The sequence below is a fragment of the Erwinia sp. 009765445 genome (assembly GCF_058137865.1).
Genome location: NZ_JBYUWC010000016.1, coordinates 112300 through 137799, shown reverse-complemented (window position 1 = coordinate 137799; position 25500 = coordinate 112300). Strand labels below are relative to the sequence as shown.

Annotated in this window: 21 protein-coding genes and 2 pseudogenes; 8 read left to right on the top strand and 15 right to left on the bottom strand. The window is 56.3% G+C overall.

The annotated features are described in order from the left end of the window. Positions 1–73: 73 nt before the first annotated feature. The 3 genes and pseudogenes from AC3Y5R_RS17950 to tkt form a co-directional block, all read left to right on the top strand. Positions 74–244: pseudogene (locus tag AC3Y5R_RS17950) on the top strand (RpiB/LacA/LacB family sugar-phosphate isomerase); the annotation flags it as partial. A gap of 207 nt (positions 245–451) precedes the next feature. Next, on the top strand, positions 452–1402 hold the full coding sequence (gene tal / locus AC3Y5R_RS17945; RefSeq protein ID WP_489922438.1) for a transaldolase: 951 nt from the start codon (positions 452–454) through the stop codon (positions 1400–1402). 58 nt (positions 1403–1460) lie between these two features. Beyond that, the gene (tkt, locus tag AC3Y5R_RS17940) at positions 1461–3461 is read left to right on the top strand and encodes a transketolase (protein ID WP_489922437.1); all 2001 of its coding nucleotides are present in this window, start codon (positions 1461–1463) and stop codon (positions 3459–3461) included. A gap of 100 nt (positions 3462–3561) precedes the next feature. Here tkt and AC3Y5R_RS17935 read toward each other — a convergent pair whose 3' ends face one another. The 9 genes from AC3Y5R_RS17935 to AC3Y5R_RS17895 form a co-directional block, all read right to left on the bottom strand. Beyond that, on the bottom strand, positions 3562–4650 hold the full coding sequence (locus AC3Y5R_RS17935) for a DUF1176 domain-containing protein (RefSeq protein ID WP_489922436.1): 1089 nt from the start codon (positions 4648–4650) through the stop codon (positions 3562–3564). A gap of 217 nt (positions 4651–4867) precedes the next feature. Then, a complete protein-coding gene (nudK, locus tag AC3Y5R_RS17930) occupies positions 4868–5449 on the bottom strand; it encodes a GDP-mannose pyrophosphatase NudK (RefSeq protein ID WP_489922435.1) in 582 nt (193 codons plus the stop codon). Between the two features lie 63 nt (positions 5450–5512). After that, positions 5513–6841 carry a M20 family metallopeptidase gene (locus AC3Y5R_RS17925; protein ID WP_489922434.1) on the bottom strand — a complete coding sequence of 443 codons (1329 nt, stop codon included), beginning with the start codon at positions 6839–6841 and terminating at the stop codon, positions 5513–5515. A 3-nt stretch (positions 6842–6844) separates the two neighbouring features. Then, complete coding sequence (locus AC3Y5R_RS17920; protein WP_489922433.1) at positions 6845–7789, bottom strand: ABC transporter permease; 945 nt, start codon at positions 7787–7789, stop codon at positions 6845–6847. Continuing rightward, on the bottom strand, positions 7786–8751 hold the full coding sequence (locus AC3Y5R_RS17915) for an ABC transporter permease (RefSeq protein WP_489922432.1): 966 nt from the start codon (positions 8749–8751) through the stop codon (positions 7786–7788). Before AC3Y5R_RS17915 ends, AC3Y5R_RS17920 begins: the two co-directional genes overlap by 4 nt. An 11-nt stretch (positions 8752–8762) precedes the next feature. Then, positions 8763–9746, bottom strand: coding sequence for an autoinducer 2 ABC transporter substrate-binding protein (locus tag AC3Y5R_RS17910; RefSeq protein ID WP_489922431.1), 984 nt, complete (start codon positions 9744–9746; stop codon positions 8763–8765). Positions 9747–9778: 32 nt separating this feature from the next. Further along, positions 9779–10552, bottom strand: coding sequence for an ATP-binding cassette domain-containing protein (locus AC3Y5R_RS17905; protein ID WP_489922430.1), 774 nt, complete (start codon positions 10550–10552; stop codon positions 9779–9781). A gap of 399 nt (positions 10553–10951) precedes the next feature. Continuing rightward, positions 10952–12418: an L-asparagine permease gene (ansP, locus tag AC3Y5R_RS17900; RefSeq protein WP_489922429.1), complete on the bottom strand. Its 1467-nt coding sequence runs from the start codon at positions 12416–12418 to the stop codon at positions 10952–10954. 311 nt (positions 12419–12729) lie between these two features. Beyond that, positions 12730–13005, bottom strand: a complete 276-nt coding sequence (locus tag AC3Y5R_RS17895) for a YdgH/BhsA/McbA-like domain containing protein (protein WP_489922428.1) — start codon at positions 13003–13005, stop codon at positions 12730–12732. Between the two features lie 344 nt (positions 13006–13349). Between AC3Y5R_RS17895 and narQ the strand changes: the two genes are divergently transcribed. Together narQ and acrD are read left to right on the top strand one after the other, a co-directional pair. Then, complete coding sequence (gene narQ, locus AC3Y5R_RS17890) at positions 13350–15026, top strand: nitrate/nitrite two-component system sensor histidine kinase NarQ (protein ID WP_489922427.1); 1677 nt, start codon at positions 13350–13352, stop codon at positions 15024–15026. Positions 15027–15264: 238 nt separating this feature from the next. Further along, on the top strand, positions 15265–18378 hold the full coding sequence (gene acrD / locus AC3Y5R_RS17885) for a multidrug efflux RND transporter permease AcrD (protein WP_489922426.1): 3114 nt from the start codon (positions 15265–15267) through the stop codon (positions 18376–18378). Positions 18379–18510: 132 nt separating this feature from the next. Here acrD and ypfM read toward each other — a convergent pair whose 3' ends face one another. Further along, positions 18511–18573, bottom strand: coding sequence for a protein YpfM (gene ypfM, locus AC3Y5R_RS17880; protein WP_158785286.1), 63 nt, complete (start codon positions 18571–18573; stop codon positions 18511–18513). Positions 18574–18801: 228 nt separating this feature from the next. After that, entirely contained in the window at positions 18802–18996 is a 195-nt protein-coding gene (locus AC3Y5R_RS17875) for a hypothetical protein (RefSeq protein ID WP_158782600.1), read from the bottom strand. Between the two features lie 145 nt (positions 18997–19141). On the opposite strand from AC3Y5R_RS17875, the gene AC3Y5R_RS17870 reads away from it, so the two are divergent. The 3 genes from AC3Y5R_RS17870 to AC3Y5R_RS17860 are packed head-to-tail and all read left to right on the top strand — an operon-like array spanning position 19142 to position 20831. Further along, a complete protein-coding gene (locus AC3Y5R_RS17870; protein WP_489922425.1) occupies positions 19142–19501 on the top strand; it encodes an ArsC family reductase in 360 nt (119 codons plus the stop codon). A gap of 2 nt (positions 19502–19503) precedes the next feature. Then, positions 19504–20631: a succinyl-diaminopimelate desuccinylase gene (dapE, locus tag AC3Y5R_RS17865; RefSeq protein ID WP_489922424.1), complete on the top strand. Its 1128-nt coding sequence runs from the start codon at positions 19504–19506 to the stop codon at positions 20629–20631. Between the two features lie 11 nt (positions 20632–20642). Beyond that, on the top strand, positions 20643–20831 hold the full coding sequence (locus tag AC3Y5R_RS17860; protein ID WP_158782603.1) for a YpfN family protein: 189 nt from the start codon (positions 20643–20645) through the stop codon (positions 20829–20831). A 46-nt stretch (positions 20832–20877) separates the two neighbouring features. On the opposite strand, the pseudogene ypfH reads toward AC3Y5R_RS17860, so the two are convergent. The 4 genes and pseudogenes from ypfH to purC all read right to left on the bottom strand — a co-directional run bounded on the left by ypfH (position 20878) and on the right by purC (position 25449). Then, positions 20878–21575, bottom strand: a pseudogene (ypfH, locus tag AC3Y5R_RS17855) (esterase). An 83-nt stretch (positions 21576–21658) separates the two neighbouring features. Then, positions 21659–23668: a tRNA(Met) cytidine acetyltransferase TmcA gene (locus AC3Y5R_RS17850; RefSeq protein WP_489922423.1), complete on the bottom strand. Its 2010-nt coding sequence runs from the start codon at positions 23666–23668 to the stop codon at positions 21659–21661. Further along, positions 23668–24537: a KPN_02809 family neutral zinc metallopeptidase gene (gene ypfJ / locus AC3Y5R_RS17845; RefSeq protein ID WP_158782606.1), complete on the bottom strand. Its 870-nt coding sequence runs from the start codon at positions 24535–24537 to the stop codon at positions 23668–23670. The genes AC3Y5R_RS17850 and ypfJ overlap by 1 nt, the downstream gene beginning before the upstream one ends. 198 nt (positions 24538–24735) lie before the next feature. Then, a complete protein-coding gene (gene purC / locus AC3Y5R_RS17840) occupies positions 24736–25449 on the bottom strand; it encodes a phosphoribosylaminoimidazolesuccinocarboxamide synthase (protein WP_489922422.1) in 714 nt (237 codons plus the stop codon). Between the last annotated feature and the right edge of the window lie 51 nt (positions 25450–25500).

The window sequence follows — 25500 nt, the reverse complement described above, 5'->3', positions numbered from 1 at the left end:
CTGGTGAGCAGAGTCTTTGAATAAGGCCTTGCAATAACACAAAAGGCCAACCTATCGTGAACTTTGCAACAGTGCCCGCAAAAGTAACAATGCGCAAATCATGACGCTGGGCGCCCGCGTGATTGGACCGGAGCTGGCTCGCTCCATCGTGAACAGCTGGTTAAATTCTGAGTTTGAAGGCGGCGGCTCAACGGAAAAAGTGGATAAAATCAGCTACTACGAGCAGGCCGTAAGCGAAAAATAAAACCAAAAATGGCGCGCCGTAAGGGGGCGCCAGTACGGGTTTCTGCAGAGGTGCTACACTGATGAGTGCGGCATTTTTCTTTGCGGCAACGGCGGTCATTGGGCTAACCCATTGCAACAATCAGAGAAAACGCATTCCCATTAAAGGACGTCTGATGCAATGTTTGGCCTGATACGCTATGCATTTTGCACATCAAGGAGCCAAGAGATGAACCAGCTAGACGCACTGAAACAATACACCACCGTGGTGGCTGACAGTGGCGATATCGAATCCATCCGTAACTACCATCCAGAAGATGCCACCACCAACCCGTCTCTGATCCTGAAAGCCTCCGGCCTCGATTCTTACAAGCACCTGATTACCGATGCTGTCGACTATGCCAAAAAACAGGGCGGCAGCAAGGAAACCCAGATTATCAATGCCAGCGACAAAGTCGCGGTCAACCTCGGTATGGAAATCCTGAAAAGCGTCCCCGGTCGCGTTTCTACCGAGGTGGATGCGCGCCTGTCTTTCGACCGCGGCATGTGTGTAACCAAAGCAGAAAAACTGGTCAGAATGTATGAAGATAACGGCATTGACCGTTCACGTATTCTGATCAAACTGGCTTCGACCTGGGAAGGTATCCGTGCAGCGGAAGAGCTGGAGAAGAACGGGATTAACTGTAACCTGACCCTGCTGTTCTCCTTTGCCCAGGCCCGTGCCTGTGCGGAAGCGGGCGTGTTCCTGATCTCTCCGTTTGTTGGCCGCATTTTCGACTGGTACAACAACCGTAAACCACTGGACCCGTATGTGGTGGATGAAGATCCGGGCGTGGTCTCCGTTCGTAACATCTACGAATACTACAAACAGCACCGCTATAACACCGTCATTATGGGTGCCAGCTTCCGTAAAACGGAGCAGATTCTGGCGCTGGCGGGCTGCGATCGCCTGACTATCTCCCCTAATCTGCTGGAAGAGCTGCAGGCAAGCAATGCGCCGGTTGAGCGTAAACTGACCCCTTCCACGGAAGCTTTCCATCAGCCGCCTCCACTGTCAGAAGCTGAGTTCCGCTGGGAACACAATCAGGATCCGATGGCGGTAGATAAACTGGCCGAAGGTATCCGCCAGTTCGCCGTTGACCAGCAGAAGCTGGAAGACGTGCTGGCCGCTAAGCTGTAACCCACTTCATAAGGGGCAGGCCGCGGTCTGCCCTCCCCCCAATTGCAGGGAGAAAAACATGTCTTCACGTAGAGAACTGGCTAATGCAATCCGTGCGCTGAGTATGGATGCCGTGCAGAAAGCTAATTCCGGTCACCCGGGTGCCCCAATGGGCATGGCTGATATTGCAGAAGTGCTGTGGCGCGAGTTTTTGCATCACAACCCGACCAATCCTGCCTGGGCCGACCGTGACCGTTTTATCCTCTCCAATGGTCACGGTTCCATGCTGCTGTACAGCCTGCTGCACCTGACCGGTTACGACCTGCCGATGTCCGAGTTGAAAAACTTCCGTCAGTTGCATTCCAAAACCCCGGGTCACCCTGAAATCGGCTACACGCCAGGCGTGGAAACCACCACCGGTCCACTGGGCCAGGGTCTGGCTAACGCCGTGGGCCTTGCCATTGCCGAACGCACGCTGGGCGCGCAGTTTAACCGTCCTGACCATGAGATTGTCGATCACCACACTTATGTGTTTATGGGTGATGGCTGTCTGATGGAAGGGATCTCGCATGAGGTCTGCTCGCTGGCCGGTACACTGGGTCTCGGCAAACTGATTGGGTTCTACGACCACAACGGTATTTCTATTGATGGTGAAGTGGAAGGCTGGTTTACAGACGATACTGCCAAACGCTTCGAAGCCTATCACTGGCATGTGATCCGCGACATCGACGGCCACAACCCGGACGCGATCAGCAAAGCGATTAAAGAAGCACAGAGCGTGACCGACAAGCCTTCACTGCTGATCTGCAAAACCATCATCGGTTTCGGTTCACCGAACAAAGCCGGTAAAGAAGAAGCGCACGGCGCTGCGCTGGGGGCGGAAGAAGTCGCCCTGACCCGCAAGCAGCTGGGCTGGAACTATCCGGCGTTTGAAATCCCGAAAGAGATTTATGCTCAGTGGGATGCTAAAGAAGCGGGTGAGAAATACGAGAAATCCTGGAACGACAAGTTCTCAGCCTATAAAGCAGCCCATCCGGAGCTGGCGAAAGAGTTTGCCCGTCGTATGGACGGCGGTATGCCGGATAACTGGCAACAGGAAACGCAGAAATTTATCGAGCATCTGCAGGCCAATCCGCAGAAAATTGCCAGCCGTAAAGCCTCACAGAACACGCTGGAAGCCTGGGGCAAAAGCCTGCCTGAATTCCTTGGTGGTTCCGCTGACCTGGCGCCCAGCAACCTCACGATCTGGTCTGGCTCCAAACCGCTGAACGAAGATACAGCCGGTAACTATATTCACTACGGCGTGCGCGAGTTTGGGATGACGGCAATTGCTAACGGCATTGCCCACCATGGCGGCTTTATTCCTTACACCGCGACCTTCCTGATGTTTGTGGAATATGCCCGTAACGCGGTGCGTATGGCAGCGCTGATGAAGGCTCGTCAGGTTCTGGTCTATACCCATGACTCTATCGGACTGGGCGAAGATGGCCCGACTCACCAGCCGGTTGAACAGCTTGCCAGCCTGCGCGTCACGCCAAATATGAGCGTCTGGCGTCCCTGTGACCAGGTGGAGACCGCTGTGGCCTGGAAACATGCGATTGAGCGTCATCACGGCCCGACCGCGCTGATCCTCTCCCGTCAGAACCTGGCGCAGCCAGAGCGCAGCAAAGAGCAGCTGGAGAACATCTCCCGCGGGGCATACGTGCTGAAAGATTCTCAGGGCACGCCGGATGTGATCCTGATTGCCACCGGTTCCGAGCTGGAAATCACTCTGGGCGCGGCAGAGAAGCTGACTGCCAACGGGCACAAAGTGCGCGTGGTTTCTATGCCTTCAACCGATATATTTGATAAGCAGGATGTGGGCTACCGTGAATCAGTGCTGCCTTCAACGGTCACCGCGCGCGTCGCGGTGGAAGCGGGCATTGCCGATTACTGGTTCAAGTATGTTGGCCTGAACGGCTCGATCGTCGGCATGACCACCTTTGGTGAATCTGCCCCGGCCGATAAGTTGTTTAACGAGTTTGGCTTCACGGTGGAGAACATCGTCAGCCATGCTGAGAAGCTGATTAAGCCTCACTGAGCCAGCACTCAGTAACAGCAAGCCCGGCAATTGCCGGGCTTTTTTTATGTCATTCATTTTACTAAAACAACATTCAATATGAGGAGAGAACCCTATTCATTCAGGGCGTCATCTCGACATTGCCTGCGGGCTGCGACCCGGTGGTATGGCTGGTCCACAATATTGGCCAGTCATCGCTGCCATGCCAGGCGTCACAAGTCTGTTCCTGGGCGTATTCTGCAAGTACAAATTCACGGCCGTTATACTGCCAGCGTGTAGCCACGCCACAATCGCCTAATCCTCTGTCCTTACTAAAGGTCAGCAGTTCGCTCTTGTCCGGATCATATTCGGCGTTGACCAGCTCCATCTGCTTTTCGCTGCGGCCCGCCGGCACAAACGGCAGCGTCAGGGTGATTCCTTTCGCCACGTATGGCTGAGTGCGGGTGACTTCAAACGCCAGATCGATAACGTTGTACGCCCCCATCTCGCAACTCACCAGCAGCAACGCTTTTTCATCACTGAGCGGCGATACGCTGACTTCACGTCGCTGGGGATCAAGCGAACACTCATCGGTATTCACTCGCCATGTGCCAAAGTCAATCAGCCCGGTGGTTTCATCGCGGGTCAGGGTCAGCGGTGGACGGCGCGGGGGAATAATCTCTGGTGCCGCTGGCTCAGGCGGTACATCGCTGGTGACCCGGCTACCTCGTTTGATCCACGCGCTCATGCCGTTCACCCGCCCCTGAATATCATCCATCAGCAACAGCGTGGCTTTCAGGCCATGCAGTGAAATGGTCGCGTCAGGGCGATAAAGCAGCTGAATGTTATCGGCGTCCATCACCTGAGCCAGAAACTCGTCGATGGAGATCATATGAGCGGTGGTCAGATTATGCGGTTCCACATCCCAGTGTTTGAGATCCGGTTTCAGTCGCTGCCCATCCAGCAGCAGGTTCTCCTTCAGCGGGGCACCGCTCAGCTCACCCGTATAGCGGTTACCGTACTCAATACGCAGCAGCGGACGGTCATTGCTTCCGGCATGACGGCTGACCGTCATCACCAGATCATTATTCCCGGGAAAATTACGCGCCACGCAATAGTTCTGGTTGTTACAGGTAATTTGCCAGTCAGAAAAGGTCTTTTGCAACGGCTCAGCGTGCAGCGATACGGCAAAGATCAACAACGCAAAAGGGTATTTCGTCCAGTAAGGCATTGATAACATGGGCCCCGGTGATAAGAAGCGGTAAGCATAGCGTATTGGCTGCTCGCCGACAGCACTTTATCAGAAAACCCGGCGCAACCGCGCATTATTGCACTAAATAACGCTTCGCCAGTAGCTGATATGAGCACTTACGCGATAACATCACTATGCCCACCGGGGGGGATTCTGCTCAATCGGATTAATCGGACATGGCTGGTTTTCAGACCTTTTAACGCTGTTTCAGCCAGCCTTCAATCAGCGCATGCTGCAATAACATGACCGTCTTGCCATCCCTGATGCGCCCATCTTTCACCATCGCCCACGCCAGTGGAAAAGGGATTTCCATTACATCAATATCTTCATCATCCACACCGCCGCCCGCGCTGGCGTGCAATGATTCGTTATATTCTGCTGCGAAGAAGTGCACCACCTCGGTCACCCCGCCCGGCGACATATACATCTCATAAATTTTCACCACCTCGCCGACCTGATAGCCGGTCTCTTCAACCGCCTCTTTGCGGATGCAGTCTTCCGGCGAGTCATCGTCCAGCAACCCGGCACAGGCCTCAATCAGCATCCCGCTCTCATTGCCGTTCACATAAGTGGCGATGCGGAACTGACGGGTGAGGATCACACTGTTTTTTTCGCGGTTATACAGCAGGATAGTGGCACCATCACCGCGATCGTAGACTTCGCGCTTGTGGCGGATAGTTGAGCCATCTTTGGCGGTGAGATCGTAGGTGAAATTACGCAGAACGAACCAGTTTTCTGACAGAAGTTTGTTCTTAATCACTTCGATTTTGGCTGACATACAGGCTCCGTTGCGTTTTTCTGGAGCCTGTCATCATAAAGCCCGGGCAGGGAGAAAACTATCCTAAACGGGGCCTTGCTGCTCTCCGCTCCAGCGAACAATTGCCAGCGCAATCGCAACGGTGCAGAACACCAGATCCGCCACCGGCACATGCTCGTTCGGCTGGTGACAAAGCGCCGGATCGCCCGGACCAAAATTGACCGTTGGCGTGCCGAATAACCCCGGCAAGCCTATATCACTGTGCGCGCCAAAACCGACCAGTGCAGGTTTCATCGCCGCTTCCGCCATCGCCTGTTGAAAGGTGGTGACAAATGGATGGTCGGCAGGCACTTCCGCGCAGTCTGCGTCGAGGATCCACTCAATCCGCGCCGGATGTGCCCGCAGCCACGGATCGACTTCGCACACTTTCGCCACAAACTCTTCCAGCTCTCGCTTAACGTGACCGCCCAAACCAAACTCATCCTTCTCATGCGGCAGATACTGCACATCGATGATGATCTCCGCGCGACCGGCCAGCGAAGCAGGATGCTCACCCGCGCTCAGCTGAGTGACGATAATCTGATTAGGCAGATCCATCAGTGGATGGTTTTTACGGCGATCGTACTGCCAGCGACGATTAAGGATATCGATAGCATCCAGCATCTGGCGACAGAGCATAATCGCATCCACCGGCCCGCTGGTGTCCCACGAGTTTGGCGTCAGCTCGGCGTGGCCGCCAATGCCTTCCAGCACGATTTTGCCCCACAGCACACCGTGACAGATTGGGGCAATACGGTTGGCGGTTGGCTCGGTCATGATCCCGGCATCGGCTTTAAACCCGCGATCGACCATCGCCAGCGACCCCATACCGCCGATCTCCTCGTCCACCACGGTGGTAAAGACCACATCGCCAGCCAGCGGGATATTCAGCTCTTTCAGGAAAGTCAGCGCCATCAGCATACAGGTCACGCCACCTTTCATGTCTACCGAACCACGGCCATAAACAGCACCCTCTTTCACTACCGGCATAAAGGGATCGGTCTGCCAGTGCTCAGGCGCGCCGGGAGGCACCACATCCACATGGCCATTCAGCATAATCGACCGCCCGCCGCCACTGCCCTTCAGCACGCCGCCAAGGTTCGGTCGTCCCTCAAAAGTGCGGCCCTTGTGCGCCCCAGGTCGCCCCTGATATTTCTCGTACAACGCCGGGCCATTCGGATCCCAGAGATCGGTTTCCATGCCCAGCTCATGCAGTCGCTGCTGCAGGTAGAGCTGACAGTCCCGCTCACCCGGACCGGCCTGGCGGGGATCGGCTTTCACTATCGATGGGAAGGCAATCAGGTCACATAAGGTTTGCACCAGGCGATCGGTATTGGCCTGCACGTGACTCGCTATTTGATCCGCTAAAGTCATAACTTATCTCCGGTTAGAGGAAAAGCGGTCGGCCAGCAGCACGGCGATCAGCAACAACCCGACCACGCCTACCTGCCAGACGGTATTGATGCCGAACTGCAGCATGCTGGTTTTGATCGCCACCAGCAGCAGCGTGGCGGCAAACACCCCCACCACGCCGCCCCGGCCGCCAAAGATCGCCATACCACCCAGCAGTGCCGCAGTCAGGGACTCCAGCTCAAGGTTAACGCCGACGTTTGGCCGGGCGCTGCCCAGCCAGGCCAGAGTGATAAATCCGGCGCACCCTGCCAGAGCACCGCACAGGCCGTAAATCAGCAGCCGCAGACGACCAACAGGAATGCCAACCAATCTGGCAGAGCGCTCGTTGAAGCCCATTGCGTAGACCCATCGGCCCCAACTGGTGAAATGCAGGATGCCCCAGGCGATAACAAAAGCAGGAATAACGCAGTACAGAAAAGGCAGAGGGAACGCTGCAAACACACCCCGGCCCCAGGGCAGGATCTCACGAGGGACGCCGGATTGCGCCGCGCCGTCGGTCAGCGCCAGCGCCAGACCCGAATAAGTGTAGAAAGTGCCAAGGGTAACGATAAGCGGCCAGATCTTCAGCCGGGCAATCAGCAGTCCGTTAAACAGACCGAGCAGGAAACCGCACAGCAGGCAAATCAGCGGTAACAGCAGCGGTGGCATCCCGGCGTGCAGCGCCAGCATTCCGGCCACCGCTGACAGCGAGACATTGCCGCCAACGGAAAGATCGATCCCTGCACCACCAGCGAGCACCACCAGAGCCTGACCCAGCGCCACCAGCGCCAGCACCGTGGCAAACTGTAAAATGGTGGTCAGTGTGATGGGATCGAACAGGGTGGGCTGCAAAACCGCCACGATCAGCGCCAGCAGACACCACAGCAGGACCAGCAGGCAGGTCACCAGATGCTTGCGTAAAAAACTCATGCCTGCCCTCTCTTCAGTGAATTCAGTTGTAGCCTGCCGCTCAAAACCTCAGCACTCAGCACGCCCAGCAGCAGCGCACCGGTGACCACGGTTTGCCACAGAGAAGGCACGCCAACCAGCAGCAAACCGTTTTGCAGTACGCGCAGTAGCAACACGCCCAGCACCGTGCCGAGAAGGCTGCACTGTCCGCCAGTAATGCGCGTGCCGCCAAGTACCACGGCGGCAATCGCTTCCAGCGCCAGCGTGCTGCCGATGGTCATTTCCACGTTGCGATAAGTCGCGACATAAAACGTCGCCGCCAGTCCGCACAGCAGGCCACTTAACATAAAAGTTATAAACCGCACGCGGGTAACCGGTATGCCGGAGAGGCGGGCTTTCTCTTCTGCATGACCGATAGCCAACAGGTGCGGGCCATAAGCTGTACGGCGCAGCGCCAGCCACACCAGCAGATAAGCCAACACAATCAGCCAGGCCATCAGTGGCAGGCCCAGCAGCCGACCGCCCACCCAGCGGGTCAGCCCGTCCGGCAGGCCGGACAACCACTGTCCGCCGAGCAGGGCAAAAATCGCCGTGCGGTAGACGCCATACAACCCCAGCGTGCCGACTATCGCCGGAATGCGACCCAGCACGACCACGGTCGCAGTCACCGCGCCGGTCAGCAGCCCGATAACCGGGCCAGCCATCGCCGCCGCGCCAACAGCATTCGCTCCCAGCAACTGCCCTACGCCCCACGCCGCCAGCCCCATCACCACGCCAACCGAAACATCCACGCCACCCATCGCGAGGATCAACGTCATGCCCAGACCAATCAGCAGCAGCTCCACGCTGTTACGCAGTACGGTCGCCAGGTTGTCCAGCGTGGCAAACCACGGTGAAGCCAGAGAAAATGCCACGCAGGCCAGCAGACAGACCGCAGCCAGGGTGATTTCACGAGCCGACAGACGCAGCAGATTTCTGCTCATTAACGTCCTCATCAGAAGTGATACTGGTCGACGTTTTCTTTGGTAAATACAGCGGGTGTCCCCATCAGCAGGATGCCGGTTTTGCTGTCATAGCTGACAGGTTTGGCGAAGCCAGAGACGGTGTTTTCTGCCTGGAACGGTTTACCATCAATCAGCTGTTTACCAGCCCAGACGGTCAGATAGCCGAGCTTTTCCGGATCCCACAGAACGGAGTAGCCAAACGACCCGCTTTTCAGATAGGCACGGGCGGTGTCCGGGCTGCAGTAACCTGTCCCAATGACCTTGCCGATTTTTCCGGCTGTCTCAATGGCCTGAGCCACGCCCGGACAGGTGGTGGAGGCCACGGCGATAATGCCTTTCAAATCCGGGTTGGATGACATCAGATCGGTGGCAATCTGCGCCGCACGACTGGCGGTGCCACCGGCATACTGTGCAGGCAACAGCGTCACATTGGGATATTTCGCTTTCACGCGCTCCTGCATATAGCCAATCCAGGCATTGAGGTTGGAAGCGGTAGCTTCGCCAGAAACGATACCGATTTTAGCGTGGTCACCCACACGCTTTACCATCTCATCAATGATGGTTTCACCCAGTCCCCGGTCGGTAGCCTGGGCCACATATACCGCCCGCCCGCTGTCCGGAGCATCACTGTCGCTGGTGTAAAGTTTCACGCCGCGCGCTTTGGCCTGCTCCACCACCGGTGCCAGGCTGGAGGCATCCAGCACGCTAACCGAAATAGCCTTCACCCCCTGCGCAATCAGGTTCTGCACAATCTGCAGCTGATCCATTGGGTTGGTGTCCACCGGACCGGAATAGACAAAATCCACCCCCAGATCTTTTGCCGCCTGCTTACCGCCCTGCTGCATTGCCCCGAAGTAGGGAATACCGACAATTTGCGGCACAAAAGCCACTTTGGGTTTGTCAGCAGCAACAGAGGCCTGGCTTGCCAGCAGAATGGCACCAGCCAGTACTGAAAGAGTGATGCGTTTGAGCATAGTTTTATCCACCCAGGTAAATGAACGACCGGTTAGTCACGTTGTTGTTCGATGGCGCGCGCGTCGGGATGCGCACCGGTGATCAGAGAAACGATTTCGTCAGGCGTGGTATCTCCACGCTTTCGTTCGGCAATTTTCCGGCCACGGCGGAACACCACCATGCGGTCAGCCACCTCGAATACGTCGCTGATGTTATGGCTGATCAACACCACGCCACATTCACGTTCTGCCAGACGGCGGGTCAGAGAGAGCACTTTGCGGGTCTCCGCCACCGCAAGCGCGGCAGTGGGTTCATCCATAATCACCAGTTGAGCATTGAGGTTCAGCGCCCGGCAAATGGCTACCGCCTGCCGCTGGCCGCCAGAGAGGCTGCCAACCGGCGCTTCCGCATCGGAGATATGCGCATCCAGCTCTTCCAGCAGCTGTTTCACCCGCTGACGCATTGCCTGCACACGCAAGAAGGGAATGCCCAACACCCGACGCTTCAGCTCGCGACCCAAAAAGACGTTCTCCGCTATCGACAGGTTTTCAGCCAGTGCCAGCTCCTGATAGATAGTGGCGATACCGTAGTCAGAAGCATCCTTAGGCGAGGAGAACCTGACCGGCGCTCCGGAGACAATCAGCTCCCCTTCCGTCGCGCTGTAGGCCCCGGAGAGCACTTTGGTAAAGGTGGATTTACCGGCACCGTTATCGCCAAGCAGGGCCAACACTTCTCCACGGCGGATATCAAGACTGACGCCGTTCAGCGCCGTCAGCGCACCGAAGCGCTTGGTTATGTTGTTGGCTGAAACCAGCACATCTCCCATAACGAACTCCCTGATGGAGGCATTTAAATAGAAAGTAAACCGGTTTACCCAGCAAAGAGGATCGGGTTGGCCGGAAGAAGATATTACAGAATTATTAAGCAGGCCGCGTGCCAGTTCGGTGGGATGAAGACAGGTAAAAAAGCTAGCTGGCTGAAATATCAGCACTAATTTATGAATGTGCGGGTAAACCGGTTAACCCGCAATCTGGCGGGTTTTTTCCTGAAAAATCAATGTTGCGTTATTGTTGTGCAGAATTGCGCCAGATTGAGGCAGCACCAGGCCTGGGCCGGGACAACTTTTTCGGGGCGGCTGAAGTGACAAAAGAAAGCGGCCAGCAGGGGCCGCTTGTTTATAAACTCAATACGCCGGGAACGAAGCGGCCTTGAGCTTTCTGAGCCGTTATTTGCTCAACTCTTCTGCATGTTCCTGCTCGGTTTGCGCAACTGCGTGAACACGATTACGCACGCCAAACCAGCCGAGGATCAGGATCACCGCAATCAGTGGTACAGAAGCAATTGTGTAAGTGCCGTTCGGGTAGTCCAGCGCCATCAATACCAGCACGCTGGCCAGGAACAGCAGCGTCAGCCACGACGTAAACGGTGCCCACGGCAGCTTAAAGCTGACATCCTCGGCTTTACCTTCTTTGATCGCTTTACGCAGACGCATCTGGCAGACCACGATAAAGCCCCATGAAGAGATGATGCCGAGTGAAGCCACGTTCAGCACGATTTCGAACACGCGCGAAGGTACGATGTAATTCAGCCAGACGCCGATAACGTAGACGCCGATAGTGACCAGAATCCCCATATAAGGCACCTGCTGGCCGCTCATTTTCGACATGAACTTCGGCGCGGAACCGCCCATCGACATGGAGCGCAGGATACGGCCGGTTGAGTAAAGGCCGGAGTTAAGACTGGAGAGCGCCGCACTCAGCACCACGATATTCATGATGCTGCCAACGTAAGGCACGCCCAGCCTGGAGAAGAAGGTCACAAACGGGCTCTGACCAGCCTGATAGGCATTCCACGGCAGCAGCAGCACCAGCAGCACCACAGAGCCGACGTAGAACAGGCCGATACGCCAGATCACACTGTTAATTGCTTTCGGCAACATGGTTTTCGGGTCTTTACATTCGCCAGCCGCCGTGCCGACCAGTTCGATAGAGGCAAAGGCGAAGACAACCCCCTGAACCAGCACCAGCGCCGGTAACAGCCCATGCGGGAAGAAACCGCCATTATCGGTAATCAGGTGGAAGCCGGTGGTGTTACCGTCCAGCGGTTTACCGGTGCCGAGGAACACCACACCGACGATCAGGAAGATCGCGATCGCCAGCACTTTAATCAGCGCGAACCAGAACTCCATCTCGGCGAACCACTTCACGCCGATCATGTTCATGGTGCCCACAATGGCCAGCGCACCCAGGGCGAAGACCCACTGCGGAACGTCGCCAAAAGCGCCCCAGTAGTGCATATACAGCGCCACGGCGGTGATATCGACAATGCCGGTCATTGCCCAGTTAACGAAGTACATCCAGCCTGCCACGTAGGAGGCTTTCTCGCCGAGGAATTCACGGGCGTAAGAGACGAAGCTGCCGCTGGAGGGACGGTGTAACACCAGTTCACCCAGAGCACGCAGTATAAAGAAAGAGAAGATGCCACAGACTAAATAGACGATTGCCAGGGCCGGGCCGGCAATCTGCAGGCGCGCGCCTGCACCAAGGAACAGACCCGTACCAATCGCACCGCCGATAGCAATCATCTGAACGTGACGATTGTCCATTGCTTTGTGATAGCCGGAATCATGAGAATTTAACCAACGTCTTCTTGCGGCGCGTTTGTCTGCGACCGCCTTTTTATCAGCTTTCATTTTCTATCCTATTATCCTGTCCACAGTGATACGACTACCCTTCCCGGGTACCCTGGTTTACCTGCACCAACCAAACGTTTGCGTATCAGCACAAATATCTGGGCAAGCCCCCTCTTCCTGTAGTTATATTCTTGACGGAAGCGGGTAAATTGCGGCGATGCATCCTAACCGTTCTCCAATCCTGACGCAAAAACTCTGTGGAGGAAATCGTGAGGTTTTGTAATTTTTGCCGGGCGGCGCAAAAAAAACCGACCACCAGAGGTGGTCGGTTTACTCAGGGACTACATGCTACACAGGGGTGGAGATAAATCTTAGCGGTAAATCTCTGCGGTTCCGCTCCACAGGCTTGAGTCGCCCGGGTTGTCAGCACCGATGATGCGGTACTGGGAAGCCCCCATTTCATCGGATTTTTGAGCCAGATGGCGGGTGGCATCATCGAGAGAACCTTTAACTCCTGAAACGGATACGGTTCCCATTTCCTGCAGGTTCTGGCTTTGATCCTGATTGACCTGAGTGGCAGCCAGAGCTGAGAAAGAAGTGGCGGCAACAAAGGCAGCGGCAATAAGAGTAGGTAATTTCGTGTTCACAGGATGCTCCTCGTCAAATCGTTTTTTTAAATTCGTTACGGGATTTATTATGACCAGGCTAATGAAAAACTGGGTGCGGAGAAGGTAAGAGCGTTAAAGGATTGTGAAGCGAATGAGGAGAAGCTGTAAGAAGCGTCAATGAAAGTTACATTTTATTGTGGGTGTAACATGATGTGAACAAAAGCGCTAACTTCATTGCATAATGGCTACTTTATCGACGAAAAAGCATGGCATCAAGCGATTTACCGCACGTTTTTGACCTTCATCAACAGAGCCTGTACCTGCCAGGCGTCCAAGCCCGCGGAGCAGGTATACTCTGGCTCCCCTACGAGAGGATGAAATGGATGTTAAAACGCTCTGTTACCAGCAGTCTGGCCCGCGCCCTGTTTGCCATCGTGGTGCTTTCGGTGCTCGCTTCCGGTCTGGCCCTGCTGACACTGTCAGCCAGCCTGCGTGATGCCGAGGCCATCAATATTGCTGGATCTTTAAGGATGCAGAGCTACCGGCTGGCCTGGGATGCTAACACCGGCTCCACTGACCTGCCGCAGGACATCCGCAATTATCAGCAGTCGGTCAATGCACCGGCTTTGCGTGCATTACAGCGGGACTATGTTCCCGACAGCGTAAAAGAGCGCTATCAGGCGCTGCAGCTTTCATGGCAAAAATTGCGGCCCGATCTGCTGGCGGGCAATACGCTGCACTACCAGCAGCAGGTATCCCATTATGTCGCGCAGATCGATCACTTTGTGCTGGCGCTCCAGCACTGGGCCGAGCTGAAGATGAAGCTGGTCGCTGGTGCCAGCCTGCTGGGGTTTATTGCCATTGCCGCGCTGGTCTTCTGGACGCTGCGGCTGGTGCGCCAGCAGGTCGTCACACCGCTGAACCAGCTGGTGCTGGCCAGCCATGAAATTGAGCGAGCCAACTTTAAATACGGTCTACTGAATACCGCGCTGCCCAACGAGCTGGGCGTACTTGCGCAGGCGTTTACTCATATGTCTGGCGAACTGGAAAAACACTACGTCTATCTTGAGCAGGCAGTAAAAGAAAAAACCAGCGATTTGCAGCAGGCTAACCGCAGGCTGGCACTGTTGTACCGCTGCTCCCAGATGCTGACCAGCCCGCTCAATAGCGGACGGGCTTACCCCCAGGTTCTGGAGCAGGCGCTGGAACATGCCGATCTCTATGCCATTGAACTGCACGCTCCGCCACAGTGTCAGATCGCTGCGGGCAAAGTTATCGACCATCTGGAGTGGAGCAGCCTGCCGCTGGATGCCGCCTCCGGCAGTCAGGCAGGAGAGTTGCGCTGGCAGGCGCTATACAGCGAACCCCAGCTGATGCAGGGGCTGGCGAGTATGCTGACCCGCGCACTGCAGTTGGATCGTGCCGAGCAGAAAGTCCGTCATCTGCTGCTGATGGAGGAACGTGCCACCATTGCCCGTGAGCTGCACGACTCACTGGCTCAGTCGCTGGTGTATCTGCGCATTCAGATGACGCGGCTGAAACGGGTGGTCAGCAACGATGCCTCACCCGCTCAGGATATTGTCGGCGAAATCGATCGGGCGCTGACAGAAGCGAACCGCCAGCTGCGGGAGCTGTTGACCACCTTCCGGTTATCCATTGAACCGGCCGACCTCGGCACCGCACTGCAGCAGGTAGTGACCCAGCTGCGCCCACAAACAGAGGCAAAAATCCTGCTGGCAGGCAGTCCGTCGCAGCAGCATTTCACAGCCCAGCAGCAGGTGCATATTCTGCAGATAGCGCGGGAAGCGCTGCTCAATGCCATCCGCCACGCCGGCGCTTCACAGATTATCGTGCACTGCGATCGGGCAGCTAACGGCGATAATCTGATAGAAATCAAGGATAACGGACTGGGGCTTCAGCCCCCGCACGAGCATGCGGGTCACTATGGTCTGGCGATTATGCATGAGCGGGCGAAGAGCCTGAACGGTCAGTTGAACATCGCTTCAAATCCGGGCAGCGGGACCGTGGTCACCCTGCAATTTCCGTTAGGTGAAGCTTAAAAGCGTAATGTGATGATTTAGCGACATTTCGCCTCACGAAGCCCGACGAATTGGCACGATAATTTACATATTCTCCTCAATTTCTCCACGATTATTCAATGTCTGGCAGGTAAAGTGAAGGAATGCCAAAGCATATTGAATAAATTACAAAAATTTGTTTCGGCCTGATCTTTGGAATTCGCGCACCAGGGAGGGATGCGCATTCATTTCCCGATAAATTGCCTGGAGTTTATATTCAATGGCGAATTTTTTTATCGATCGCCCGATCTTTGCCTGGGTGATAGCGATATTGCTTTGCCTGACCGGCACACTGGCTATCTTCTCGCTTCCCGTTGAGCAGTATCCCGAACTCGCTCCACCCAATGTCCGTATCACCGCGAACTACCCCGGCGCCTCTGCTGAAACCCTGGAAAATACCGTGACTCAGGTGATCGAGCAGAATATGACCGGCATCGATAATCTGATGTACATGTCCTCCCAGAGCAGTAACACCGGACAGGCCACCATCACCCTGACTTTTGTCGCCGGAACCAACCCGGATGAAGCCCGTCAGCAGGTGCAAAATCAGCTGCAAACCGCCCTGCGCAAACTGCCACAGGACGTGCAGTCTCAGGGAGTGACGGTCACCAAAACCGGGGACACTAACATTCTGATGGTGGCGTTCGTTTCCACCGATGGCAGCATGGATAAGCAGGATATCTCTGACTACGTTGCCAGTAACGTGCAGGACCCGCTCAGCCGCATTGACGGTGTGGGCCAGGTGGATGCTTACGGCTCGCAGTATGCAATGCGCATCTGGCTCGATCCCAACAAGATGATCAACTACGCGGTGACCACTTCGGATGTGGTCAGCGCAATTGAGTCGCAGAACAGCCAGGTCGCGGTCGGGCAGCTGGGCGGGCTGCCTTCGGTGAACAAACAGGCGCTGAATGCGACCATCAATTCACAGTCGCTGCTGAACACACCCGAGCAGTTCCGTAATATCACGCTGCGTGTTAACCAAGACGGTTCAGAGGTCAAACTCAGTGACGTGGCGGATGTTGCGCTGGGCGCAGAGAAGTATGACTTCCTGAGCCAGTATAACGGCCAGGCAGCTTCTGGTCTGGGTATCAAGCTGGCTTCCGGTGCCAACGAGCTGCAAACCGACAAACTTGTCCGGGCACGAATTGCGGAGCTTTCCCAGTACTTCCCGCACGGTCTGAAAGCAGAAATCGCTTACGAAACCACACCGTTTGTTACCGCCTCCATTGAGGACGTGGTGAAAACGCTGATCGAAGCGGTGATCCTGGTGTTTGTGGTGATGTATCTGTTCCTGCAGAACTTCCGCGCCACGCTGATCCCGACTATCGCCGTTCCCGTGGTGCTGCTTGGCACCTTCGCTATCCTTTCCGCCTGCGGCTTCAGTATCAACACCCTGACCATGTTCGCGATGGTGCTGGCTATCGGCCTGCTGGTGGATGACGCCATCGTGGTGGTGGAAAACGTCGAGCGAATAATGAGTGAAGAGGGCCTGTCGCCCAGGGAGGCGACGCGCAAATCAATGGGGCAAATCCAGGGCGCTCTGGTCGGGATCGCGCTGGTACTTTCTGCAGTATTTATTCCGATGGCCTTCTTCGGCGGCACAACCGGCGCTATCTATCGCCAGTTCTCCATCACCATCGTTTCGGCCATGGTGCTGTCGGTGCTGGTGGCGATGATCCTCACTCCTGCCCTGTGCGCCACGCTGCTTAAACCGCTGCCCCAGGGCCATCATCACGGTCGCCACGGCTTTTTCGGCTGGTTTAACCGGACGTTCAACAGCAATGCCGAGCGTTACGAGCGCGGCGTCAGCAAAATTCTGGCAAAAGCGGGACGCTGGCTGCTGCTGTATATGCTGATTATCGGCGGCATGGCCTTCCTGTTCCTGCATCTGCCAACCTCCTTTCTGCCGCTGGAAGACCGGGGCGTCTTCACCACTCAGGTGCAGCTGCCGCCTGGTTCGACACTGCAACAGACCAATCAGGTGGTGAACAAAGTCGAGCAGTATTATCTGACCAAAGAGAAAGATAACGTGCTGTCGGTGTTTTCCACGATCGGGGCAGGTCCGGGCGGTAACGGCCAGAACGTGGCGCGTATGTTTGTGCGCCTGAAAGACTGGGGCGACCGTCCGGGCGCGGAGAACACTTCTTTTGCCATTATCGAGCGGGCAACCAAAGCCTTCCGCAAAATTAAGGAAGGGCGCGTGATTGCCAGCAGTCCTCCGGCGATCACCGGTCTGGGCAACTCGGCGGGCTTCGATATGGAGCTGCAGGATCATGCCGGACTGGGTCACGATGCGCTGATGAAGGCGCGTGATGAGCTGCTGGCGAAGGCGGAGAGCAACCCTTCGCTGGCCCGCGTGCGTCACAACGGACTGGATGACACCCCGCAGCTGCGCATCAATGTTGATCAGCATAAAGCGCAGGCGCTGGGCGTGTCGATCGATGATATCAACAACACGCTGCAAACTGGCTGGGGCTCGACCTACGTCAACGACTTCCTTGACCGCGGCCGGGTTAAGAAGGTCTACGTGCAGGCGGCGGCACAGTATCGCATGCTGCCGGATGACATCAGCAAATGGTATGTGCGTAACAGCAGCGGCGGCATGGTACCCTTCTCCGCCTTCGCCACCAGCAGCTGGGAAACAGGTTCGCCGCGTCTGGAGCGTTATAACGGTTATTCCGCAGTGGAAATTGTCGGTGAGTCCGCACAGGGCATCAGTACCGGCACAGCGATGGATGTTATGGAAAAAATCGTCAGCCAGATGCCGACCGGTTTTGGCCTGCAGTGGACCGGCGCTTCCTACCAGGAACGCAGGACCGGGTCGCAGGCTCCAGCGCTGTACGCCATCTCGCTGCTGGTGGTCTTCCTGTGCCTCGCCGCGCTGTATGAGAGCTGGTCAATTCCGTTCTCGGTGATGCTGGTAGTGCCGCTGGGCGTGGTCGGTGCGCTGGTAGCAACCTGGGTGCGTGGGCTGGAGAACGACGTCTACTTCCAGGTCGGGCTGCTGACGGTGATCGGCTTGTCGGCGAAGAATGCCATCCTGATTGTGGAATTTGCCAACGAGATGAACAGCAAGGGCCGAGACCTGCTGGAAGCGACGCTGGAAGCCTCCCGTCAGCGTCTGCGCCCGATTCTGATGACCTCGCTGGCGTTTATCTTCGGCGTGCTGCCAATGGCGATCAGCAACGGTGCAGGCTCCAGCAGCCAGCATGCGGTAGGAACAGGGGTAATGGGCGGGATGATTTCGGCCACCGTGCTGGCGATCTTCTTCGTGCCATTGTTCTTCGTGCTGGTGCGCCAGCGCTTCCCGGTTAAGGACAAACCGATATAACAAGTCAGACTGCCTGTGGGCGGTCTCCGCTCACAGAAATGAATAAAGGCAGCCGGATGGCTGCCTTTAATTATTCAGGATACTGGTGTAAAGCATTTTGATGTGGTCGCCAAGCTTTTCTTTATGAATGTGTTACTTGCGAGCTAACATTGCTTCGATAAAGTCTTTCCAGTTCCCCAGTTCTAAATCAATCATAAATCACCTCTCGTTATTGTGGGGCCATTATAGGATTAATCTTAATGCAAAGTGAACATGTTTCGTCCACTTACAGGTATCGGCAAAGCCAGTAAAAACTGTAATTGCGGGCTGGCGCACAGTTCAGGGGTTATGATTTCTAAGGGAATTAATAGCAGATTGATGATTGGGGACCAAAGCATTTCAGGCGGATCAAGGGGGCATTGCGCCCCCTCGTCACATCCGGTGTTATTTCAGAACTATCACTTTATCGTAGCCGCCACTCTCACTGTCGATATGGGTTTTGGCATCCGGGTGCTCGGCCAGCACCGCCTCAACAATGTGGTTGAACTCATCGCAGCGGCTTTTTTTCTTCCGGGCGATCACAATCATTGACTGGGTCTCTTCAACCGTATGGGCGGAAGACGCTTTCAAATAGTTCATATTGTCCCTCCTTATCGCTAAGTCTCTGTCTCTGTGGTGTTAACGTCACCTTTCCATGCTGCCTCGCAGGCGCATCCGTTGTAGACTAAGCACCTGAACAGTATCGAATATAGTTGAAACCCACAGAAAAAAGAAGGGAACGGTCATGCTGACGATGTACGGCATCAAAAATTGCGACACCATAAAGAAGGCCCGAAAATATCTGGACGCCAGCGGCGTGGCGTACCGGTTCCATGACTACCGTGCTGATGGGCTGGAAGCACCGTTGCTGCAGGGCTTTATTGATACGTTGGGATGGGAAGCCTTGCTCAATACCCGCGGCACCACCTGGCGCAAACTGAGCGAGGAAACGCGCAGCGCGGCTCATTCTGCAGCGGCAGCGCGTGAACTGATGCTGGAACAGCCGGCAATCATCAAACGCCCGTTGCTCTGCAGCGCCGACGGCTCTATGCTGCTGGGTTTCAGTGAAACCACCTACCAGTCCTTCATTGCGGAGAAGTCCTGATTATGTTCTGTCCGGTCATTGAGCTGACGCAGCAGCTTATTCGTCGCCCCTCCCTCAGCCCGGATGATGCCGGCTGCCAGGCCATTATGATCGAACGCCTGCAGGCGCTGGGCTTCACCGTGGAGCCAATGAACATCGGCGACACCCTGAACTTCTGGGCGTGGCGTGGCGAAGGCGAAACGCTGGCTTTTGCCGGCCATACCGATGTGGTGCCAACCGGCGATGCCAGCCGCTGGATCAATCCGCCTTTTGAACCCACCATCCGTGACGGCATGCTCTACGGGCGCGGTGCGTCGGATATGAAAGGCTCGCTGGCGGCGATGATTGTCGCAGCGGAGCGCTTTGTGACCAACAATCCGGACCATAAAGGCCGCCTGGCTTTCCTGATCACCTCTGATGAAGAAGCCAGCGCTGCCAACGGCACGATGAAAGTGGTTGAAGCGCTGATGGCACGTAACGAGCGGCTGGATTATTGCCTGGTCGGCGAGCCCTCCAGCACCGAAATCGTCGGTGACGTGGTGAAGAACGGCCGCCGTGGTTCGATGACCGCTAACCTGACGATACATGGCGTTCAGGGCCATGTCGCCTATCCGCATCTGGCGGATAACCCGGTCCACCGCGCCATGCCCGCGCTGAACGAACTGGTCGCGACCGAATGGGATCGGGGCAATGAATTTTTCCCGCCAACCAGCATGCAGATTGCCAACGTGCAGGCCGGAACCGGCAGCAACAATGTGATCCCCGGCGAGTTCTTCGTGCAGTTTAACTTCCGCTTCAGTACCGAACTGACCGACGCGATGATCCAGCAGCGCGTAGCGGAGTTGCTGGATCGACACAAGTTGCGCTACACGCTGGACTGGTGGGTGTCCGGCCAGCCATTCCTGACCAGCCAGGGTAAACTGGTGAATGCGGTGATCAACGCCGTTGAGCACTATAATGAAATTAAGCCGCAGCTGCTGACCACCGGCGGAACCTCAGACGGGCGCTTCATTGCCCGTATGGGTGCGCAGGTCGTCGAGTTAGGGCCGGTCAACGCCACCATTCATAAAATCAATGAGTGCGTGAAGGCCGCCGATCTGCAACTGCTTAGCCGTATGTACCAGCGCATTATGGAACAGCTGATAGCCTGACAGGTGATGATATGGAATTTTTTAAAGAGTACTGGTGGATCCTGGTGATCCTGCTGATGGTCGGCGTACTGATGAACGTCTATAAAGATTTAAAGCGTATCGATCATAAGAAGTACATGGACAACAAGCCGGATTTGCCGCCGCATCGTGATTTTAACGATAAGTGGGACGATGACGACGACTGGCCGAAGAAGAAGTAAGCCCGATCGGCAGGGGCTTTGGCCCCTGCTTTCTCCATTATCCCTCTCAATGCATCAGAGCGATCACATCCTCATCTCCGGGCGTGCTGCCACTCAGTGCCTCATCAAAATAGCGCTTCGGCACGGTGTAATGCAGGTGGTCCAGTGCATACTGCATGGCGCGATGGTCAATTGCGTGCGCTAAATCCTCCACGACGTTCAACGTCACATCGCCGCCCAGTTCCAGCAGCTTCGCTTCCCCCTGCTGAGCATATTTCAGAGGCACAAGTTCGTCATAATCCCCGTGGATCAGATGGACAGTGGTACGCCGGGTTGCACGCTGCGGCAGGCTGGCAAAACGGCCGGAAAAAGCCACCACCCTGCCCGCCAGTCCCGGCCGGGCTTTGATCCCTTCAAGTACCATGATGCTGCCCTGCGAAAACCTATCAGCGCCGTCGCTTCAGCCTTCACGCCGCTTTCCTGCTGCTAGTGATGAACCGATCCGACAAAGCTGTCCATCATCGCATCAACACGGCACTGCAGGCTTTCATCGGTCAGGTTATCAGTGGGGAACCACTGGCGGCCATGCTCGCTGCCGGACTCCGGCGCGCCAATGCTCACCACCAGTGCGCCAGGGAAGGATTCAGCAAACCAGCTGCCGATCTGGCCCATCGCCACCGGATTATCGCCAGCGCCATGAAACAGCAGAAACAGCTGTGCCGGGGTGGACGTGGGGTGCTGAACGACGAAATGATCAAGTTTCATGGTTTCCTCCTGAGGAATGTTAAGCCGACTATACGCCGGCTGACGCGGAAGAAAATTGAGAATTTTTGACCGGGATGTTGGATTTAATTTAATGACTTAATGAAGCGCTGCCACTCTTCGCTTTGCGGACCGTCCAGTGATGCCAGTGCCCGCTGAGCTTCCTGCCGCCAGGCTGCCAGTAACGCTTTGCGGCCGGACAGGCCAGATTGCTGACAAAGCTGAGCAGCAGTTAACCCATGCAGCAACGCGCCCTCCAGCAATGACAAGCCCTGCACCCGGCCGATCAGTCGTCCCAGGGCACCGATACTTGCCTCAAATGGCCTGTGTGCCCAGGCAAACCCGGCCAGCTCCCGCCAGTCATCTGCATCAGACCCGGAATTCCCGGTCTCAGGCAATTCCGGACTGACGCCTTTGATAAAGAGTTGCAGCCAGGGCCAGTCCTTCGCCAGCCGCCCGGCGGCGTTATCTGCCAGCACGAGGCCCTGCCCACTCAGCGGCAGAATGGCCATCGCGGTGTAGCAACCGCTGCTGGCCTCCGGCTTGTTGCCAAAGCGGACCAGCCTGAATCCACATGCCTGCCAGAACCGCCATAAAGAGTCAGTATAGCCAAAGCTCACCGAGAGAAAATCCAGCCCCTCTGCGCGTTCAACACTTTGCCGTACCATTTCACGCCCGATGCCACGCCGCCGCAGCGCTGGTGAGATCGCTATCCGGCTGATCCGTCGCGAGCGCATTATGGCCGCTTCCGGCCAGCCGCCATGAGCAGCAAGCGACTGTGCCACAAGGTTACCGCCAGGCCTGCGCAGCCCCGCCCATACCGCCTGAGCCAGCTCTTCACTCAGCCCGCCTTCATCCACCAGCCACAGCGCACCCTGCACTTTCGACTCCTGCACTGCAGCGCTGAAGTGCATACCTGGCGCATCCATCATCCGCCTTAAATCCAGCGGCGAGGTGCGGTAATGGGCGCTGGCGAGCAGCTGATACATTCCCGCAGGCAGTTCCGGCCGGGTCTGCCAGTCTGGCTGCTGCGGGAAACAATAATGGATTGCTGATTCATTACCTGAAGGCTCTGCTTCAGTGAACAGCAGCGCGTTATCGATGAACCGCTCCAGCGGGTCATGCGGCGACCAGCGTAGCGGCTGCTCCAGCTTCAGCACCGTGGCACCCGGCAGACTGGCGCAAAACTTCAGCAGGAAGCCGCGCCCGGTTCCTTCATAGCCCTGCAAAGTCGTGGTCAGCAGGACGCGGGGAGCGAGGCGAACCAGCTCATGCAGCAGCGGAGCCGGTATGGCCGCGGCTTCATCAATCAGCAGCCAGTCGATATTCTGTGGACGTTGCTGTGGTGAAAGTGCCAGCAACCGATCCGGAGCAATGAACTCAAACCTCTCTCCGGCGAATGCCGCCAGCACGTCGGCAGAGATTTTCGCCGGAGCAGTGATCAGACAGCGTCCGGGCCAGCGGGCCGCCAGCGAACCGGCCAGCGCCGATTTTCCGCGCCCTCGCGGGGCAATCAGAACGAAGAGACCCGGTTGGCTGACCAGCAGTTCGTTCAGCAGACTTTGCTGCTGTGAGGTGTCATCCGGCAGCCATTGGGCCGTCGACAGCAGTGCGGGTAAGTGCAACGGAGCATTCTGGCGAAGCAGAGCAACCTGTGGATCCTGCAACAGCATCTGCTGCAGGCGATGAACAAAGTTGGGTGCGGGAATCGGAGTGGCTGTTTCGTTCCAGCGCAGTGAGTCGGTATCCGGCCTTGAAGACCAGCTTTGCCACTCGGGAACGAGGAGCAACAGCCAGCTTCCGGCTTTCAGCGTACCTGTCAGCGCCGCCAGCGCATCGGCATTGAATCCGTCCCGCGCGTCAAATACGGCATGTAAAAACTCCTGCCCCAGCAGGGTTCGCACCGCCTGCGGCGCGCAGTGCAGCGGACTTTGCGGCGCATCACCCAGCCACAACCAGTCCCCCGGCAGCCTGTCCATCCACTGCTGCGTCTGCTGCAGGCACCATTCTGCCTCGCCGCTAAGCACCAGCAGTTGCCGCAGTCCCTGGCGTTTCAGGGCTGCGGTATGATCGATAACGTCGCTGAAGTCCGCCATCAGCTACGGCTGAAGGTGTCACACTGACCCGGATTGCCGCTGTCGAAGCCTTTTTTGAACCAGGTATAGCGCTGCTGCGAGGTGCCGTGAGTGAAGCTGTCCGGTACCACCCGCCCCTGGCTCTGCTGTTGCAAACGGTCATCGCCAATGGCTTCAGCGGCGTTTAACGCCTTCTGCAGGTCGCCCGGTTCCAGCACGTTTTCCTGCTGCATGTAATGTCCCCACACCCCGGCAAAGCAGTCGGCCTGCAGCTCCATTTTCACTGACAGCTGGTTAGCCTGAGTCTGGCTGGCACCCTGCTGCAGCTGACGAACTTTGGGTTCAATGCCCAGCAGGCGCTGGACGTGATGTCCCACTTCATGGGCAATCACATAGCCCTGGGCAAAATCGCCACCGGCACCCAGTTTATTTTTCATTTCGTCATAGAAAGAGAGATCGATATAGACCGTGCTGTCAGTCGGGCAGTAAAAAGGCCCCATCACTGACTGGCCAGTACCACAGCCGGTGCGCGTTACGCCGCGGTACATCACCAGCTTAGGCGGCGTGTAGGTTTTTCCCATCTTCTGGAAAATTTTCGACCAGGTATCTTCGGTGGTGGCGAGGATTACTTTAGTGAATTTAGCCGCTTCATCCTGCTGTGGATTGATGCCCTGCCGCTGCGGGGCTGGCTGAGAAAGAGAAGTGGACTCCCCGGTCAGCAGCGGTGACAGGTCATAACCGTAGTAACCAGCAATCATGACGATAATCAGCAGGATAATCCCGCCCTTGCCGCGTGGAATACGCATGCGGCCACTGCCCATTGTCGGGCCGCCGGAATCATTACGGCGATCTTCCACATTGTCGCTCTCGCGCTTCCCTTGCCAACGCATAGATTTCCCCTTGTTATAATCACTTCGCGGTTGATGCACTGATTTTAGTTGGCGCAGCTCACTAACACCAGTCTTACGGGCTTTGGCGAGAGAGGTTTAGCGGAATTTAAGACTTTAGTGGGTAAAAATACAGCGAAGAAAAGTGAGAAACAGGGACCGGCAGAAAGAAGCTGCGGCAGAACGCCGCAGCTGCAGAAATCAGTCCAGCTTAACGCCCAGACGGTTTGCCACTTCTTCATACGCTTCGATCAGGCCACCCAGGCTCTGACGGTAGCGGTCTTTGTCCATCTTGTTCAGGGTCTCTTTGTCCCACAGGCGCGCGCCGTCCGGGGAGAACTCATCGCCCAGCACCACTTCGCCTTTGAACAGGCCGAACTCCAGCTTGAAGTCCACCAGGATCAGACCGGCATCGAGGAACAGCTTGCTTAGCACGTCGTTGGCTTTATAAGTCAGCTCACGCATACGCGCCAGATTCTCTTTGTTCACCCAGCCAAACGTTTCACAGTAGGATTCGTTAACCATTGGATCGTGTTTGGCGTCATCCTTCAGAAACAGGTCAAACAGCGGCGGATTGAGGATCATGCCCTCTTCCACGCCAAGACGCTTCACCAGCGAGCCTGCGGCACGGTTACGCACCACGCACTCCACCGGTACCATATCCAGTTTCTTCACCAGCGCTTCGTTATCAGAGAGCAGCGCTTCCATCTGGGTTGGGATCCCGGCTTCCTGCAGCTTAGTCATAATGAAATAATTGAACTTGTTGTTAATCATCCCTTTACGATCAAACTGTTCGATACGCTCACCGTCCAGTGCTGAAGTATCGTTGCGGAATTCGAGTACCAGCAGGTCCGGATTTTCGGTGCTGTAAACGGTTTTCGCTTTGCCGCGATACAACTCAGCTTGCTTTTGCATCTTGTTAACTCCACATGACAGAACTAAAAATATTGGCGGGGGCTATTGTAC

Excerpts from the sequence above, each read along its gene's own strand:
- AC3Y5R_RS17935 (WP_489922436.1), bottom strand. The coding sequence starts at position 4,650 with ATGCCTTACTGGACGAAATACCCTTTTGCGTTGTTGATCTTTGCCGTA.
- nudK (WP_489922435.1), bottom strand. The coding sequence starts at position 5,449 with ATGTCAGCCAAAATCGAAGTGATTAAGAACAAACTTCTGTCAGAAAAC.
- AC3Y5R_RS17905 (WP_489922430.1), bottom strand. The coding sequence starts at position 10,552 with ATGGGAGATGTGCTGGTTTCAGCCAACAACATAACCAAGCGCTTCGGT.
- AC3Y5R_RS17925 (WP_489922434.1), bottom strand. The coding sequence starts at position 6,841 with ATGACTTTAGCGGATCAAATAGCGAGTCACGTGCAGGCCAATACCGAT.
- narQ (WP_489922427.1), top strand. The coding sequence starts at position 13,350 with ATGTTAAAACGCTCTGTTACCAGCAGTCTGGCCCGCGCCCTGTTTGCC.
- AC3Y5R_RS17875 (WP_158782600.1), bottom strand. The coding sequence starts at position 18,996 with ATGAACTATTTGAAAGCGTCTTCCGCCCATACGGTTGAAGAGACCCAG.
- acrD (WP_489922426.1), top strand. The coding sequence starts at position 15,265 with ATGGCGAATTTTTTTATCGATCGCCCGATCTTTGCCTGGGTGATAGCG.
- tal (WP_489922438.1), top strand. The coding sequence starts at position 452 with ATGAACCAGCTAGACGCACTGAAACAATACACCACCGTGGTGGCTGAC.
- AC3Y5R_RS17860 (WP_158782603.1), top strand. The coding sequence starts at position 20,643 with ATGGAATTTTTTAAAGAGTACTGGTGGATCCTGGTGATCCTGCTGATG.
- tkt (WP_489922437.1), top strand. The coding sequence starts at position 1,461 with ATGTCTTCACGTAGAGAACTGGCTAATGCAATCCGTGCGCTGAGTATG.
- AC3Y5R_RS17920 (WP_489922433.1), bottom strand. The coding sequence starts at position 7,789 with ATGAGTTTTTTACGCAAGCATCTGGTGACCTGCCTGCTGGTCCTGCTG.
- ansP (WP_489922429.1), bottom strand. The coding sequence starts at position 12,418 with ATGAAAGCTGATAAAAAGGCGGTCGCAGACAAACGCGCCGCAAGAAGA.
- ypfJ (WP_158782606.1), bottom strand. The coding sequence starts at position 24,537 with ATGCGTTGGCAAGGGAAGCGCGAGAGCGACAATGTGGAAGATCGCCGT.
- dapE (WP_489922424.1), top strand. The coding sequence starts at position 19,504 with ATGTTCTGTCCGGTCATTGAGCTGACGCAGCAGCTTATTCGTCGCCCC.
- purC (WP_489922422.1), bottom strand. The coding sequence starts at position 25,449 with ATGCAAAAGCAAGCTGAGTTGTATCGCGGCAAAGCGAAAACCGTTTAC.
- AC3Y5R_RS17850 (WP_489922423.1), bottom strand. The coding sequence starts at position 23,668 with ATGGCGGACTTCAGCGACGTTATCGATCATACCGCAGCCCTGAAACGC.
- AC3Y5R_RS17870 (WP_489922425.1), top strand. The coding sequence starts at position 19,142 with ATGCTGACGATGTACGGCATCAAAAATTGCGACACCATAAAGAAGGCC.
- AC3Y5R_RS17910 (WP_489922431.1), bottom strand. The coding sequence starts at position 9,746 with ATGCTCAAACGCATCACTCTTTCAGTACTGGCTGGTGCCATTCTGCTG.
- AC3Y5R_RS17915 (WP_489922432.1), bottom strand. The coding sequence starts at position 8,751 with ATGAGCAGAAATCTGCTGCGTCTGTCGGCTCGTGAAATCACCCTGGCT.